Origin of the sequence: Gluconobacter sp. Dm-73 (assembly GCF_018256215.1) — a bacterium.
Lineage (GTDB): Bacteria > Pseudomonadota > Alphaproteobacteria > Acetobacterales > Acetobacteraceae > Gluconobacter > Gluconobacter cadivus.
Genome location: NZ_JAERLW010000006.1, coordinates 270,770 through 285,130, shown reverse-complemented (window position 1 = coordinate 285,130; position 14,361 = coordinate 270,770). Strand labels below are relative to the sequence as shown.

16 protein-coding genes are annotated in these 14,361 nt (G+C 61.6%); 15 read left to right on the top strand and 1 reads right to left on the bottom strand.

The annotated features are described in order from the left end of the window. Position 1 precedes the first annotated feature (1 nt). Genes JK176_RS08595 through JK176_RS08540 form a run of 12 tightly spaced genes read left to right on the top strand, consistent with a single transcriptional unit; the run spans position 2 to position 10,320 of the window. Entirely contained in the window at positions 2 to 601 is a 600-nt protein-coding gene (locus JK176_RS08595) for a TlpA disulfide reductase family protein (protein WP_211587459.1), read from the top strand. After that, positions 598 to 1,179 (top strand): TlpA disulfide reductase family protein, encoded by a 582-nt coding sequence (locus JK176_RS08590; protein ID WP_211587458.1) that lies wholly within the window; start codon positions 598 to 600, stop codon positions 1,177 to 1,179. Before JK176_RS08595 ends, JK176_RS08590 begins: the two co-directional genes overlap by 4 nt. A gap of 38 nt (positions 1,180 to 1,217) precedes the next feature. Continuing rightward, positions 1,218 to 1,865: a TlpA disulfide reductase family protein gene (locus JK176_RS08585; protein ID WP_211587457.1), complete on the top strand. Its 648-nt coding sequence runs from the start codon at positions 1,218 to 1,220 to the stop codon at positions 1,863 to 1,865. Positions 1,866 to 1,881: 16 nt separating this feature from the next. Further along, the gene (locus JK176_RS08580; protein ID WP_211587456.1) at positions 1,882 to 2,646 is read left to right on the top strand and encodes an N-formylglutamate amidohydrolase; all 765 of its coding nucleotides are present in this window, start codon (positions 1,882 to 1,884) and stop codon (positions 2,644 to 2,646) included. Continuing rightward, the gene (locus JK176_RS08575) at positions 2,643 to 3,473 is read left to right on the top strand and encodes a shikimate dehydrogenase (RefSeq protein ID WP_211587502.1); all 831 of its coding nucleotides are present in this window, start codon (positions 2,643 to 2,645) and stop codon (positions 3,471 to 3,473) included. Before JK176_RS08580 ends, JK176_RS08575 begins: the two co-directional genes overlap by 4 nt. Before the next feature lie 3 nt (positions 3,474 to 3,476). Then, positions 3,477 to 4,082, top strand: a complete 606-nt coding sequence (coaE, locus tag JK176_RS08570; RefSeq protein WP_211587455.1) for a dephospho-CoA kinase — start codon at positions 3,477 to 3,479, stop codon at positions 4,080 to 4,082. Next, positions 4,079 to 4,765, top strand: a complete 687-nt coding sequence (gene dnaQ, locus JK176_RS08565; RefSeq protein ID WP_211587454.1) for a DNA polymerase III subunit epsilon — start codon at positions 4,079 to 4,081, stop codon at positions 4,763 to 4,765. Before coaE ends, dnaQ begins: the two co-directional genes overlap by 4 nt. Next, the gene (locus tag JK176_RS08560) at positions 4,765 to 5,685 is read left to right on the top strand and encodes a glycosyltransferase family 9 protein (protein ID WP_211587501.1); all 921 of its coding nucleotides are present in this window, start codon (positions 4,765 to 4,767) and stop codon (positions 5,683 to 5,685) included. The genes dnaQ and JK176_RS08560 overlap by 1 nt, the downstream gene beginning before the upstream one ends. Before the next feature lie 36 nt (positions 5,686 to 5,721). Further along, positions 5,722 to 6,771: a glycosyltransferase gene (locus JK176_RS08555; RefSeq protein WP_211587453.1), complete on the top strand. Its 1,050-nt coding sequence runs from the start codon at positions 5,722 to 5,724 to the stop codon at positions 6,769 to 6,771. Further along, on the top strand, positions 6,771 to 8,531 hold the full coding sequence (asnB, locus tag JK176_RS08550; protein WP_211587500.1) for an asparagine synthase (glutamine-hydrolyzing): 1,761 nt from the start codon (positions 6,771 to 6,773) through the stop codon (positions 8,529 to 8,531). Before JK176_RS08555 ends, asnB begins: the two co-directional genes overlap by 1 nt. Before the next feature lie 28 nt (positions 8,532 to 8,559). Next, entirely contained in the window at positions 8,560 to 9,879 is a 1,320-nt protein-coding gene (locus JK176_RS08545) for a dihydroorotase (RefSeq protein ID WP_211587452.1), read from the top strand. Between the two features lie 45 nt (positions 9,880 to 9,924). Further along, a complete protein-coding gene (locus JK176_RS08540) occupies positions 9,925 to 10,320 on the top strand; it encodes a hypothetical protein (protein WP_211587451.1) in 396 nt (131 codons plus the stop codon). A 26-nt stretch (positions 10,321 to 10,346) separates the two neighbouring features. Here the strand turns inward: JK176_RS08540 and JK176_RS08535 are convergent, their stop codons facing one another. Further along, the gene (locus tag JK176_RS08535) at positions 10,347 to 10,649 is read right to left on the bottom strand and encodes a hypothetical protein (RefSeq protein WP_211587450.1); all 303 of its coding nucleotides are present in this window, start codon (positions 10,647 to 10,649) and stop codon (positions 10,347 to 10,349) included. A 187-nt stretch (positions 10,650 to 10,836) separates the two neighbouring features. On the opposite strand from JK176_RS08535, the gene JK176_RS08530 reads away from it, so the two are divergent. The 3 genes from JK176_RS08530 to der are packed head-to-tail and all read left to right on the top strand — an operon-like array spanning position 10,837 to position 14,310. Next, positions 10,837 to 11,520, top strand: coding sequence for a tetratricopeptide repeat protein (locus tag JK176_RS08530; RefSeq protein WP_349291919.1), 684 nt, complete (start codon positions 10,837 to 10,839; stop codon positions 11,518 to 11,520). After that, positions 11,520 to 12,920, top strand: a complete 1,401-nt coding sequence (locus JK176_RS08525; protein ID WP_211587449.1) for a PQQ-binding-like beta-propeller repeat protein — start codon at positions 11,520 to 11,522, stop codon at positions 12,918 to 12,920. Before JK176_RS08530 ends, JK176_RS08525 begins: the two co-directional genes overlap by 1 nt. A gap of 4 nt (positions 12,921 to 12,924) precedes the next feature. Further along, positions 12,925 to 14,310, top strand: a complete 1,386-nt coding sequence (gene der / locus JK176_RS08520; RefSeq protein ID WP_211587448.1) for a ribosome biogenesis GTPase Der — start codon at positions 12,925 to 12,927, stop codon at positions 14,308 to 14,310. Positions 14,311 to 14,361: the final 51 nt, after the last annotated feature.

Below are 14,361 nucleotides of genomic sequence, written 5' to 3'. Positions count from 1 at the left end.
GATGATTCGGAAGCAGATCGACCGGCGAACCCTTCTTGGAGGAGCTGCCAGCCTAGCTGCGGCAGCCTCCCTCTGCAATTGCGGGCTGGGGAATTCCGCCCGCGCAGCGGATGGAGCACAGCCCGTGCTGCCCTCGCTCGCGCCCGGTGCGCCTAAGCTGGAGCCTGTGAATTTCCAGCTTAAAGGGCCAGACGGCACGACGCTGTCGCTCTCCTCGTTGAGGGGGCGGCCCTTTATTCTGCATCTTTGGGCGACATGGTGCCCGCCCTGCAGGCTCGAACTTCCAGCGTTGAATGCGTTTATCGAGAAAACGGGGGCTAGCATCCCTGTCATTCCAGTCGCTGTGGCGAGTCCGCTGCCGAAAGTGATGATCTTTCTGGCGCAGGGCAATCTGCCGCATATCGCGCCCTGGACGCTGGGCCAGCATGAGTTCTCCCAATGGTTCATGTCCGGCGAGCCAAGCCTTCCCATGACCTGCGTGATTGATTCGCAGGGGCGGTTGCGCGCCAGTGTTGAAGGAGAAATGGCGTGGAGCGCGCCGGACAGTCAGGCCTCTTTTGAAAAGATCCTGTCGGGCCTTCAGGCGTCCAAACCCGCGTGAGCGGTGGGCTGGCCAGTCGGCGGAGCCTTGTTTTGGGAACGGCAGGTCTTGCGGTTCTGGTCGGGGTCGGAGCTTCGAAACTGGCCGGGACGGTTGTGCGCCGTGGGATGCCGATTGAGCGGCTGATGCCGGGGCGGCCCGTCTCGGAATCCGTTACGCTTTCGCTGTCCGGCCCTGAAGGTGCGCATTCGTCACTTGTCTCGCGTCGGGGAGCGCCTTTCCTGCTGCATGTCTGGGCGACATGGTGTCCGCCCTGCCGTCATGAACTGCCTGCTTTGGCGGGGTTCATGCGGGCATGGGGGATAGATTTCCCTGTTGTTCCGGTCGCGGTTTCAAGTGGATCGCCCGACGATGTTCGTGCGTTTCTGGACCGAAACGGCATCGCAGATTTGCCCGCATGGACAGTGGACGGGACGGCTCTGAAAGACTGGTACCGGGCTGCGGCGCTTGCCATACCTGTAACATTCCTGATTGATGGTGCAGGGCGCATTCGCGCGCCGGCGGCCGGTCCGTTGGACTGGGGCGCTTCCGATGCCGTTGGTGCGCTGCGCCGGGTGCTTGCCGACATGACCGCCTGAGTCGCGATAAAGCAGAAATGAAAGAACGGATTTCCAACATGACTTTTCCCCTGACGCGCCGTCATCTCTTGGGCGGAGCCGGTGCCCTTCTGGTTTCGGGACGGGCGATTGCTGCAACAGCGGCAAAGGAAGAAGCTGGCAAGGGGCTGGCTTTCGAACCAAATTCTTTCGGTAAACTGGCTGTGCCGAAAGTTCTGCCGCCGCTGAGCGTGAAGAACGAGCAGGATCAGGACGTGCCGCTGTCGCACTGGTATGGCAAACCGTTCATCCTGCATTTCTGGGCGACATGGTGCCCGCCCTGCATCCGCGAACTTCCTTCGGTGAATGCAACGGCCAAGGCGTTGGGCGCCGAGGGACCGCAGATCGTCGCCGTCGCTGTGCGTGGCAGCACGATTCCCAAGGTCAGGGCGTTTTATGACAGCCACGGCATTGATGCCCTGCCGATCCTGGTCGATCCGCTTTCAGCAGTGATGATGGAAACAGCGGATCAAACGGCGCTGATCCAGTCGATCCGGCAGGTGCGCCCGGATGATCTGAAGAGCCTGACACCGGACGTTATGTCTCTGCATGGCGTGCCCCGGTCGCTGATCCTGAATGCGAAAGGCGAAGTCGTGGCGGAATCCATCGGGAACATGGACTGGTCTGCGGACGCTGTGAGGCATACTGTGCAGGCTCTGGCTGGATAGTAAGAGTAAAGTCCTGATGTCTGCTCCCCTTCTTGGCGCCAATGACCCGGCACCCTTCCTTCTTTTTCCTGAAAAGACACCGTCTCCGTTCGTGTTCGTGAGCGATCACGCAGGGCGGGCGGTGCCGGATGCGCTGGGAGACATGGGGGTGCAGACCGAGGACTGGGACCGGCACATCGCTTGGGATATCGGCATCGTCGGTGTCGGGCGCGTGCTGCATGAAACGCTGGGCGCGGCGTTGATCGAGCAGGTCTATTCAAGGCTTGTGATCGACTGCAACCGCGCGCCCGGCCATCCGACATCCATGCCGGGTGTGAGTGATGGCACGCCGGTTCCGGTTAATCAGACGGCGCAGGAGAGTTGTCGGGCGAAACGTGAGCGAGAAATCCTGCATCCGTATCATGACACGATCGCAGAAGTTCTCGCCGAGCGGGGCTCGCGTCCGACGGCGCTGATTGCGCTGCACAGTTTTACGCCGCAGATGAACGGGAAAGACCGCCCGTGGCAGATCGGCATTCTGCACAATTCGGACAGCCGTATGGCGTCGATCGCACTGGACCTGCTGCGCGAAGACAGTGCGCTGTGCGTGGGCGATAATGAGCCTTACGTTCTGACCGATACGTCCGACTACACGGTGCCGCGCCATGCAGAAGCAGCGGGTCTGCCCTATCTGGAAATCGAGATCCGGCAGGATCTGATCCTTGAAACAGCCGGACAGCGGGCATGGGCCGAGCGTCTGGCCGACTTGCTGCCGAAAGTCTGGGAAAGGCTGGCGGCATGATTGACGGACATACGAAACTCGCGGGCGTCATGGGATGGCCCGTCGAACATTCGCGCTCTCCGCTGATGCACAATCACTGGTGCCGGGTGAACGGTGTGAATGGCGCCTATGTGCCGCTGCCGACGCGGCCGGAAGGCTTCGATCAGGCGTTGCGTGGACTGGCAGCAGCGGGTTTTCAGGGCGTGAACGTCACGATTCCGCACAAGGAAGCCGCGATGCGCGCCTGTGATGAACTCACGCCAACTGCGAAACGGGCGGGAGCCGTAAACACGATCTGTTTCGTAGCGGGACGGATCATCGGTGACTGCACGGACGGAACGGGCTTTTGCGACAATCTGAGCGCACATGATGTCGCGATTGCGGGCCGCGCCCTGATCCTCGGCGCGGGCGGTGCGGCGCGGGCTGTGGCGGCAGTGCTGCTGGACCGGGGCTGCGAGGTTGTGATCGCGAACCGGACGCGGGAGCGGGCCGAAGCGCTGGTCGAGGCTCTTGGCGGCGGCGAGGCCGTCGCGTGGTACGAATGGCCGTCCCTGCTGTCGGGTTGTTCGCTTCTGGTGAACGCCACCTCCATGGGCATGGGTGGCAAACCCGGCATGGACTGGGATTCCGCGCTGCGAGAGGCCGCACCGGGGCTCTGCGTAACCGATATCGTCTACACACCGCGCGAGACGCCTCTGCTATTGGCAGCTCAGGCGCGCGGATTGCGAACGGTGGATGGTCTGGGGATGCTCGTCCATCAGGCGCGGGCCGGGTTTCGGGCATGGTTCGGCGTTGACCCTGAGGCCGACCGGACGACGTTCGATCTTCTGGCGGCGAGCCTGCGCTAGGGCGTGCGGATTATTGGTCTGACGGGCGGGATGGCAGCCGGGAAAAGCACGGTTGCAACATTGTTCCGGAGAGCCGGAGTGCCGGTTTTCGATGCGGATGCGTGTGTTCGGAGGCTTCAGGGCGAAGGGGGAAAGGCACTCCCTTTGATCGAAAAAATGTTTCCGGGAACGGTGGTTGAAGGGCGTCTGGATCGAGGCGCGTTGCGAGAAATTGTGCGGACGCAGCCTGACGCGCTGAAGCGTCTGGAAGCCATCATGCATCCGCTGGTGCGAGCAGAACGGGCGCGTTTTCTGAAGCAGTGTCGGGCGCGGAAAGAGCCGTTCTGCGTGCTGGATATTCCGCTGCTCATGGAAATCGGGGAAGACCGACGCTGTGATCTGGTCGTGGTTGCTGAGGCCCCGATGAGTACACGGCTTTCGCGTATCCGACAGCGCGGACGCAGTGGGGGGCGTATGAGCGTGACAGATGCCAAAGGATTGCTGGCCCGTCAGATGAGTGACCATGAACGCAGACGCCGGGCCGACATCGTGATACGAACCGGCCTGTCCCGTGGACACGCCGCCCGGCAGGTCCATGCCCTGTTGCACCGGCTGCGTGAGGCGTCATGAAACGATCCATCCTGTTCGATACGGAAACCACGGGATTTGACCCGGATATGGGCGACCGCATCATCGAGATCGCGGCTCTCGAACTGATCGACGATTTGCCGACGGGTGAGGCCTATCATGTGCTGATCCATCCCGAGCGTGATATCCCGCCCGAAGCGACCAAGGTGCACGGGTTCCGGATCGAGGATCTGGAGGGGAAGCCGAAATTCGCCGAAGTCGCGGACGGTTTTCTAGAGTTTATCGGAGACAGTCCGATGATCGCGCATAATGCCCGCTTCGATTTCAAGTTTGTCAATGCCGAGCTGAAAGCCTGTGGGCGCGAGCCGCTCGACTACGCCAGCCGGGCCATCGACACTGTGGAAATGGCGCGGAAGAAATATCCGGGCCTTCCGGCAAGCCTGGATGCACTGTGCCGACGTTTCGGCATCGATCTGTCGCAGCGCGGCACACATAACGCACTGCTGGACTGTAAACTTCTGGCGGAAGTGTATGTCGAACTGATGGGCGGGCGGCAACGTGGCTTAGGTCTGGCAGGGCCGTCCCGCAGTCGCAGCATGACGGACGGGATCAATGCGCTCGCCAGTCGTCCGCCACGGAAAATGGCGCCCCCGACAGCGGAAGAACTTCAGGTGCATGAGGCGTTCGTGAGCACCATCAAGGACGCGGTGTGGCATCGCGAATGATGCGGATTTTGTTCATCACGTCCAACCGTCTGGGCGATGCAGTGATTTCCACGGGGGTGCTGGATGCGTTGCAGAAGCGTTATCCGGCGGCGATGTTCACGGTGGTCTGTGGCCCTGTGGCGGCGGGGCTTTTCGAAGCGGACCCGCGCTGTGAGCGGATCATCACCATGGAAAAGCGCCGCCATGACCGGCACTGGATTGATTTGTGGCGGGCCTGTTTCCGAACACGATGGTTCATGGTCGTGGATCTGCGCGGATCGTTGCTCGGGCTGACGTTGTGGGCGCGGCGTCGGGTCATCGTGCGAGGTGGGCGCCGTCCGGGGCGGAGGGTCGAACAGCTTGGAGAAGCGCTCGGATATCGCCGCACGCCCATGCCGCGTGTCTGGATGTCCGAAGCGCAGCGGGCGAAAGCCGTTGCGGCATTGCCCGAAGGCCGTTGGCTGGCGCTGGGGCCGACGGCGAACTGGGATGGCAAAATCTGGCCGCCCGAACGGTTCGTAGCATTGGCTCAGGCACTAAGGTCGGAAAATCTACGCCCCGTCGTGTTTTATGGACCCGGTGAGGACGAGCGTGCGCGGGCGGAGCCTGTGCTAAAAGGACTTCCCGATGCGCTGGATCTGGGCGGGAACCATGCACTAGGCGATGTGGCGACACGTCTTCAGCGTTGCGCGCTGTTTGTAGGTAATGATTCCGGCTTGATGCATCTCGCCGCCGCTGCGGGGACGCCGACGCTGGGTCTGTTTGGGCCGTCCCGGGCGTCGGAATATGCGCCCGCCGGTCGTCTTGCGCGTTTTGTGGAAGCCCCGGGGCCGGAAGGTCATGCTCCTATGGCCGGATTGGATGTGGCGCAGGTTCTGAAAGCTGCGACGGCAATCCTGAATGAAAAAAGCGTGTTTGTTCCGGACCTTGCAACAGACTGACTTGATGCCCCGTCGGTCATGGCCGATAGAAGAAGGATGATGTCTGCATCGTCCAACGAATACCGGGGCCGTGTGGCCCATGTGATGGCGGGGGCTCCCCGAGGGGGCGCAGAGCTTTTCTTCGAGCGCCTGACGATGGCCCAGATGCGGGATGGCCGTCCCGTTCAGGCATTGATCCGACACGATGCCGGTCGGCTCGCACGGCTTGAGGAAGCAGGAGTCGACACCCGGACGTATCGGTTCGGCGGTCTGCTGGACCTGCGGACCCGGCCCGGCTTGCGGCGTAGTCTGAATGCGTTCCGGCCGGATGTCGTTGTGGCGTGGATGAGTCGGGCGGCGCGTCTGGTGCCGTCAGGGCCGTGGCAGATGGCCGGGCGTCTGGGCGGATATTACGACCTGTCGAACTATCGTCGCTGCGATCATCTGATCGGCAATACGCGAGGTCTGGCGGACTGGATGAAGACGCAGGGCTGGGCCGCCGATCGCGTGCATCATCTGCCGAATTTCGCGACGGATTTTTCAGACGTAGCTCCGCAGCGTCCCGATTTTCTCCCGTCCGGTGCGCCGTTTGTGCTCGCTCTGGGCCGTCTGCATGAAAACAAGGCTTTCGATGTCTTGATCCGGAGCATGAAGCATGTACCCGGCGCTCACCTTGTGATTGCGGGCGAAGGGCCGGAGCGTGGCGCTCTTGAGGCGCAGGCGAAAGCGGAAGGGGTTGCGGATCGCGTGCATCTTCCCGGCTGGATTGGCCAGAGCGGCCCATGGCTGCGGGCCTGTGATGTTCTGGTCTGCCCGTCCCGGATCGAACCGCTGGGCAATGTCGTGATCGAAGCGCTCTCCGCCGGGGTGCCGGTCGTGGCAAGCAGCATTCAGGGACCGCAGGAAATTCTTGAAGGCACGGAAGACGGGCTTCTGGTTGCAGTCGAGGACGAGAAGGACCTTGCGGCGCAGATCGGCAGTGTTCTGGAAAGTCCCACGCTGGCGCAGCAGCTTTCCGTGAACGGGAGGGCGCGGTTTGAGCGGGAGTTTTCGCAGAACGTGGTCATGGCGAGATGGTCCGCGTTTCTGGACGGGGTGCGGGCCTGATGTGTGGCATCGCAGGCCTGTCCTGTTTGCCGGGGCATCGCCCGGACCACGCGGCGCTGGAGCGCATGTCACAGGCGATTTTTCACCGTGGACCGGATGGGGAGGGGCGGCTGGATCTGGCGGGGGCCGCCCTGCGTCACCGTCGGCTGTCCATCGTCGATATCGCAGGCGGTGCGCAACCCTTCAAGCTTGGCGCGGCAGCTCTGATCGCGAATGGTGAAATCTATAACGATCCGGTCCTCCGCAAACGGTTCCCCACAACCTGCTTTCAGACACACAGCGACTGCGAGCCGCCATTGCATCTGTGGTTGCAGGACGGTGCGGGTTATACCCACGCATTGCGGGGCATGTACGCCATTGCGATTGTGGAAAATGAGCATGGGCGCCATGAAATGGTGCTCTCGCGTGATCCGTTTGGAATCAAGCCGCTCTATATTGCGGCTTACGAAGGGGGGATCGCCTTCGCATCCGAAGCACAGGCGTTGCTGGCGGGCGGGTTTGGCAGACGCGCCGTTCGCGAAGGCGCGCGCGATGAACTGATGCAGCTTCAGTTCACGACCGGACAGGACACCATTTTCGAGGGCATCCGGCGTCTTCTTCCGGGTGAGACGCTCAGGATCGTGGACGGACGAATCGTAGAGTCACGCCGTCGGCACGTTCTGCACGAGGCACGCGATACGGTTCCGGCCGGTCTGACGGATACGGACGCGCTGGCGCGGCTGGACACGGCGCTTCTCGATAGTGTGGCGGCGCATCTGCGGGCGGATGTACCGCTTGGGCTGTTCCTGTCGGGCGGGATCGACAGTTCGGTCATTCTGGCGGCGGCCCATCGGCTGGGACTGCCACATCCCAAAACATGGACCGCGCGTTTTGATGCCGGATCGGCAGATGAGTCCGCCGATGCCGCAGCTCTGGCAGCGTCAGTCGGTGCGGAGCATCATGTCCTGACCGTCACCGAAGACATGGTCTGGCGCGATCTGCCATCCATCGTGGCCTGTATGGACGATCCGGCTGCGGATTATGCGATCATCCCGACATGGTTTCTGGCCCGCGAAGCAAAAAAGGACGTCACGGTCATCCTGAGTGGTGAAGGCGGGGACGAGCTTTTTGCGGGCTATGGTCGCTATCGGCGGGTCATGAAACCCTGGTGGAAGGGGGGGCGTGCACCGTATCGGTCCGGGACGTTCGGCCGAAATTTTCCGCAGCGAGGGCGGCAGTGGCGGCACGGGATCGCCATGACGGAAGTGGCGCTCGGAACATCCGGGCTGGAGGGCGCGCAGGCGCTGGATATCGCGGAATGGCTGCCCAACGATTTGCTGCTCAAGCTGGATCGCTGTCTGATGGTGCATTCTTTGGAAGGGCGCACCCCGCTGCTGGACCCGGTTGTGGCCAAAGCGGTCTGGTCTTTGCCTGAGACGTTCAAGGTGCGTGACGGTTACGGGAAATGGCTTCTGCGCCGCTGGCTTCAGGACGCACTGCCTCAGGCCCGGCCATTTGCGCCAAAGCAGGGATTTACGGTGCCTGTAGGGGCATGGATCGAGAAACAGGCGCCGCGTCTGGGGCCGCTGGTCGCGCGTCAGCCCTGTATCCGCGCCATGATGCAGCAGCAGGATGTAGGGCGTCTTTTTGCCCGCGCCAGCCAGCGCGGTGTCGCACGGCAGGCCTGGACATTACTGTTTTATGCGCTCTGGCATCGCCATCATATCGAGGGTGTTCCCGTGGACGGGGATACGTTCGAAACTCTCTTGCGCGCTTTATGAATAGCTTACTGATTTGCAAGGATGGAACATGCATTACGATCTGATCATCCGCGGTGGACGCTGCGTCTTTCCCTGGGGCGAGGCTGAAGCAGATATCGGAGTTCGCAACGGCAAGGTCGCGTCGCTGTCCGTTGCCTCGACGGATGAAGCGGATCGGGTGATTGACGCGCGTGGCCTGCATGTTCTGCCCGGTCTGATCGACGCGCATGTTCATCTGCGCGATCCGGGCAAGCCGGAAGTTGAAACACTGGAAAGCGGAACGCGCGCTGCGGCGCTGGGCGGGATTGCAACGGTTTTCGACATGCCCAACACGTCTCCGAGCATCACCGACGTGACGATGATCGACTGGAAGCGTGATCATATCCGCAAGACGGCCCATGTGGATGTCGGGATGTATGTCGGTGCGACGCGTGAAAATACGCCGGATCTGGCGTTGCTGGAGCAGCAGCCGGGCGTGTGCGCCGTGAAAGTTTTCGCGGGGTCGTCTACCGGCAATCTCATGATCGAAGATGATGCGGGACTGGAAGCGGTCATGCGTTCTGGCCATCGCCGCGTGGCCTATCATTCGGAAGACGAATACCGCCTTCAGGCGCGCAAGCCGATGTTCCATGAAGGTCAGCCCTATGAAACGCACAGCGTATGGCGGGATGTGGAATGTGCGTTTCTCGGCACCCGTCGCATCATGGCACTGGCTCGAAAAACCAACCGTCCGGCGCATATCCTGCATGTCTCGACAGCGGAGGAGTTGGAATATCTGGCAGAATATCGCGATATTTCCACAGTCGAGGTTCTGGTGAACCATCTCACACAGGTCGCGCCGGAATGTTATGAAAAGCTCGGTGGTCTGGCGGTCATGAACCCGCCATTGCGGGATCGTCCGCACTGGGAAGCGAGCTGGAAAGCTGTGCGGGATGGGCGGGTGGACGTTGTGTCGTCCGACCATGCGCCGCATCCGCTTGAGGCCAAGCAGCTTCCTTGGCCGAAATGCCCGGCTGGTCTGACAGGGACGCAGACAATCGTGCCAGTCATGCTCGATCACGTGAATGCCGGTCGTCTGCCGCTGTCACGTCTGGTGGATTTGATGGCCGCTGGCCCCGCGCGGGTTTACGGGTTGCAGACCAAGGGTCGGATGGCCGTTGGGTTCGATGCCGATTTTACCCTCGTGGACATGAAGGCCGAGCGCGAAATCACCAATGACTGGATCGCCACGCCTGCGGGCTGGACGCCGTTCGATGGCACGCGTGTCACGGGTTGGCCGATGGCGACGATCGTGCGTGGAACGGTCGTGATGCAGGACAATGAGGTTTCGGGTGCGCCAACAGGTCAGCCTGCCAAATTTGCGCCTTGATCTGGGCGTAGGGCGCGCAACGCTTCAATCAGGAAAGGGATCTGTATGAGACGTTGCGTTGCCGCCAGCCGTAAGGCGGTGCTGTTCGGACTGGTTTTTGCAGGAGTTGTTGGTGTCGGAACGGCACAGGCGGGTGAGGCGGCATGGACGGCTCCAAAATGTGGCGCCGAGCCGCAGGCCCCAGCTGTCAAGGCCGGAACAGTCGCGCAATATAACGAGAGTGTTGACCGTGTTACGGCTTATGAAAAGGCCGCCCGCGTTTACAACGCCTGCGTTGCGGCTCAGGCCAACCGCGAAGAAACGGCCATCAGTCAGGACGCCAGTGCGCGGATCGCGCATGTCCACGCGGGAAGTGCCGCCGTTCAGTCTCATATTGCGGCGTCATTCCAGACGCTTTCCGCCAATCTGGCGGCAGCCGGGCGGAAGCTCGGCCATCACTGAAATCCAGTTGGGGCAGTTTGCGACTCTTACTGCCCCATGCGTTCCTGATTCTGGAGCGGTGTCAGCGTCGTCGGGCCTTCATAGGTCTGGCGGGCGACATTGGGCATAAGGTCAGGACGCGCCCAGCAGGTCGTACCTTCAAAGCTCGTCGTGCAGTAAGGCTGTGGCGGAGGTGGCCCGATCGGGCGGGCACAGAAACTCTCATTGTCATACAGATAGGCCGTGTTGCAGTCCTTTCCGGTAATCGCGGACGCGATACGGTCCGGCGCGCAGCCGCCAAGGACGCAGAACACCAGTGGAAGCAGCAGGAGCGGGACGGACTTTTTCATGGCCGTCAGGATGCTTTGGGTCGCGTTAAGGAAGTCTGAATGTCGGTCGGATTTTCTGACGAAAACTGGTTTTTCAGCACTGCGCGCTACGCGAATATCTGTCCGGGCGTGTGAAGCGTTTGCCGCGACGGTTCGGCACCTGTATGGTCGTGCAAACAGTTTGAAGACCGATCCAGCAGGGGACCAGGTGGCAGACGATTTCATCACGCAGATTGACGAAGAAATGCAGGCGCAGCGGTTGCGGGCCATGGCACGGCGGATTGGTGCCGTAGCTGGCGTCGTTGTGCTCGTTGGTGCCATCGGGGGTGGTGTGTGGGGCTGGAACAGCCATGCGCGCCATGTCGCACAAAAGGCAGCATCGGCACGCTATTTCACAGCCATGGCCGCTCTGTCTGATCCGAAGCGGGACGCTGCGGCCCTCAGTAAAGCCACCGCAACCTTGCAGGATCTGGCGGAGCACGGCCCTGCGGGTGCACGCTCCTATGCTGCGCTGCGTCTGGCCGACCTTCAGGTTCAGGCACATCAGGACGCTGCGGCTCTCCGATCATGGAAAAGTGTTGCGGATGATTCTTCAGCCGAACCGTCTCTGCGGGACATGGCGCGCTATATGGGCCTGAACGCCCAGACGGCCTCTCCTGCTGACCCGCAGGCGGTCCGTTCGGGCTATGAAGCTCTGGCGCAGGGTGGTGGAGCATGGGCGCCTCTCGCTCAGGAAGGTCTTGTGGCGCTGGATCTGCGGTCCGGCGCGACGGCCGATCAGCAGAAGGAAGCCCGGCGTATCCTGACCCAGATCGTTAGCAGTGCAAACGCGACCGAAGGGGTACGTGCGCGTGCGCAGGCCCTGCTTGAGACATTTGGAGACGCCGGTTGATGCGCCGTCCTGTTCTTTCCCGCTCTTCTCTCTCCGTGAACCGCAGGGCTCTGCTTCGGACGGCCTGCTCAGGCAGTGCGCTCGCAGTTCTTGGCGGATGCAGTCTGTTTGAAGACGACAAGAAGCCACCTCTGGCCGGGCATCGTGTGGATGTGCTGTCCACGGGGGCAGGGCTGACGGTTGATCACGACGATCATACGCCGATCAATCTCGGTCCGGTGCAGCCGGTTCGGGAATGGCTTCAGGAAGGCGGTCGTCCGTCCCACGTCGCGGTGAATGCTGCCTGGAATGGCCCGGATCTGGCCTGGAGTCAGACCATCGGTGCGCCGACCGATCCATCCAGTTTCCTGTCCATGATCGCCATCATGCCGACTAATCGTGGCGCGATCCAGTCTCCTCCGGTGATTGGAAACGGACATCTCTACACGACGGACGCGCAAGGCGTGGTTAAGGCCTGGACATGGCCGGGCCGCCGCCTTGTCTGGACACGTCAGCCTGCATCTTCGGCAAGTCGTTCCACCAATATCGGTGGTGGCCTCGCGCTTGACGGAGACACGCTCTACATCGTGGACGGTGTAGCGCAGGCTCTTGCGGTCGAGGCGCTGACAGGCAAGGTGAAATGGCGCGTGAGTACGGGAACGCCGGGTCGTTCCGCACCCACGATTGCAGAAGGCCTGATGGTCTTCGGAACCATTGACGAGCGTCTGATCGCGCTGAATGCGAATACGGGCCATCAGGTCTGGGCGTATCAGGCAACGGCGTCCGACACGGTCATTTTCGGCCAGTCCGCTCCGGCCTTTGTGGATGGCGTCATTCTCGCGGGCTTTGGCAGCGGCGATCTGGTTGCCCTGCGTGCGGCTTCAGGCGAGATGGTCTGGAGCGACAGTCTGGGTGGCACGAACGGCATGGGCGCCATGCTGGATTTCTCCTGCATCCGGGGCGCGCCGGTCATCAAGGACGGCACGGCCTATGCCGTGTCCATGTCCCGCGTGCTGGTGGCGATAGACATGCGTTCAGGCCGACGGTTGTGGGAACGTGAAGTCAGCGGGCAGAGCCCTCTGGCGATCTGTGGCGACTGGATGTATGTGCTGTCCACGGATCAGCAGATCGCCTGTCTGGATCGTCTGTCCGGGCATGTCCGCTGGATCACGCAGCTTCGTCGCTTTGTCCGGGTAGATGTGGAAAAGGACGCCATCGCCTGGGTGGGACCGCTTCTGGTGAATGGCAAGCTGCTCTGCTTCTCCACCTTTCCGAAAGAAGGCATGGCGGTCGTGAACGCCGTGACCGGGAAACTTGAACTGACCCGCAAGACCGTTGCCCCGTGTCAGGTTCAGCCGATCGTCTGTGACGGTCATGTGCTGGCTCTGTCGCAGGATGCCGTTCTGCGGGCCTATGGCTGAACGAATGACCTCTGAGAACCTGCCCGTTGTTGTTATTGCCGGGCGCCCGAATGTCGGGAAATCCACTTTGTTCAACCGGCTTGTCGGCCGCCGTCAGGCGATCGTTTCCGACATGCCGGGCGTTACGCGCGACCGCAAGGAGGGCGAAGCCCTTCTGCGTGGCCGCCGTGTGCGACTGATCGATACGGCCGGGCTTGAAGAAGCAGCACCCGATACGCTGTACGGCCGGATGCGCGCCTCGTCGGAATCCGCTGTTGCGATGGCGGATCTGGTGCTGTTCTGCATTGATGCACGCTCTGGTATCACGCCTGCGGATGCACATTTTGCAAGCTGGCTGCGTCGTCAGAACCGGCCTGTTCTGCTGATCGCCAACAAGGCGGAGGGGCAGGCCGGGACGAATGCGGCGCTTGAAGCCTATTCCCTTGGTCTTGGCACCCCGCTGGCACTGTCAGCAGAGCACGGCGAAGGCATTGCCGATCTGATGGGTGAGATTGCCGAGCGTCTGCCTCCGGCTGAAAAACAGCGTCGTCGGGAAGCGCCGAAGGTTGATGCCGAGAGTGAAGAAGAGGAACGCCCGGCGGGTCCGCTACGTCTGGCGATTATCGGGCGCCCAAATGCCGGAAAATCCACGCTTTTGAACTGTCTGCTTGGCGAAGAGCGGATGATTACCGGCCCTGAAGCCGGGCTGACACGCGATTCCATCGCAGTCACGCTTCATGACGATCAGGGCGAAATCCGACTCGTCGATACGGCCGGAATGCGCAAGCGTGCCCGCGTCGAGGAGCATCTGGAGCGGATGTCTGTTTCGGCCTCCATCGAAGCCCTGAAAATGGCGGAAGTGGTTGTGCTGGTGATCGACGCGACGCTCGGCGTGCATGAGCAGGATCTCCAGATTGGCCGTCTGATCGAGCGCGAAGGCCGCGCCTGTGTCATCGCGCTGAACAAGTGGGATGCAGTCGAGGATCGGAACGCGACGAAAAAAGCGATTCTGGACCGTCTGGAAATTTCTCTTGCGCAGGTCAGAGGCATTCCGGTCGTGACGTTCTCCGCACTCACGGGAGCGGGTGTGCATCGTCTCCTTCCTGCGGTGCGGGAGGTTTACGAGATCTGGAACTCACGCATCTCGACCGGTGAACTGAACCGCTGGTTTGAAGATGCTTTGGAGCGCCATCAGCCGCCTCTGGTGGACGGTCGTCGCCTCAAATTGCGTTATATGACGCAGGTCAAGGCACGCCCTCCGACATTCCTTCTGTTTGGCACGCGTGCGGAACAGCTTCCCGATTCCTACAAGCGTTATCTGGTAAATGGCCTGCGTGAAACGTTCCACATGCCGGGCGTTCCGGTGCGTGTACAATTGCGCGGAACGAAAAATCCTTACGCGGAAAAGTGATTTTCTGTTGGTTTCGATATAGACCACACCCCTGATTGATCATTAAATACA

What these genes read in the sequence shown, in the direction of transcription:
- JK176_RS08595 (WP_211587459.1), top strand. Translation starts at nt 2, where the DNA reads ATGATTCGGAAGCAGATCGACCGGCGAACCCTTCTTGGAGGAGCTGCC.
- JK176_RS08585 (WP_211587457.1), top strand. Translation starts at nt 1,218, where the DNA reads ATGACTTTTCCCCTGACGCGCCGTCATCTCTTGGGCGGAGCCGGTGCC.
- JK176_RS08580 (WP_211587456.1), top strand. Translation starts at nt 1,882, where the DNA reads ATGTCTGCTCCCCTTCTTGGCGCCAATGACCCGGCACCCTTCCTTCTT.
- JK176_RS08575 (WP_211587502.1), top strand. Translation starts at nt 2,643, where the DNA reads ATGATTGACGGACATACGAAACTCGCGGGCGTCATGGGATGGCCCGTC.
- dnaQ (WP_211587454.1), top strand. Translation starts at nt 4,079, where the DNA reads ATGAAACGATCCATCCTGTTCGATACGGAAACCACGGGATTTGACCCG.
- JK176_RS08560 (WP_211587501.1), top strand. Translation starts at nt 4,765, where the DNA reads ATGCGGATTTTGTTCATCACGTCCAACCGTCTGGGCGATGCAGTGATT.
- JK176_RS08555 (WP_211587453.1), top strand. Translation starts at nt 5,722, where the DNA reads ATGATGTCTGCATCGTCCAACGAATACCGGGGCCGTGTGGCCCATGTG.
- asnB (WP_211587500.1), top strand. Translation starts at nt 6,771, where the DNA reads ATGTGTGGCATCGCAGGCCTGTCCTGTTTGCCGGGGCATCGCCCGGAC.
- JK176_RS08545 (WP_211587452.1), top strand. Translation starts at nt 8,560, where the DNA reads ATGCATTACGATCTGATCATCCGCGGTGGACGCTGCGTCTTTCCCTGG.
- JK176_RS08540 (WP_211587451.1), top strand. Translation starts at nt 9,925, where the DNA reads ATGAGACGTTGCGTTGCCGCCAGCCGTAAGGCGGTGCTGTTCGGACTG.
- JK176_RS08535 (WP_211587450.1), bottom strand. Translation starts at nt 10,649, where the DNA reads ATGAAAAAGTCCGTCCCGCTCCTGCTGCTTCCACTGGTGTTCTGCGTC.
- JK176_RS08525 (WP_211587449.1), top strand. Translation starts at nt 11,520, where the DNA reads ATGCGCCGTCCTGTTCTTTCCCGCTCTTCTCTCTCCGTGAACCGCAGG.
- der (WP_211587448.1), top strand. Translation starts at nt 12,925, where the DNA reads ATGACCTCTGAGAACCTGCCCGTTGTTGTTATTGCCGGGCGCCCGAAT.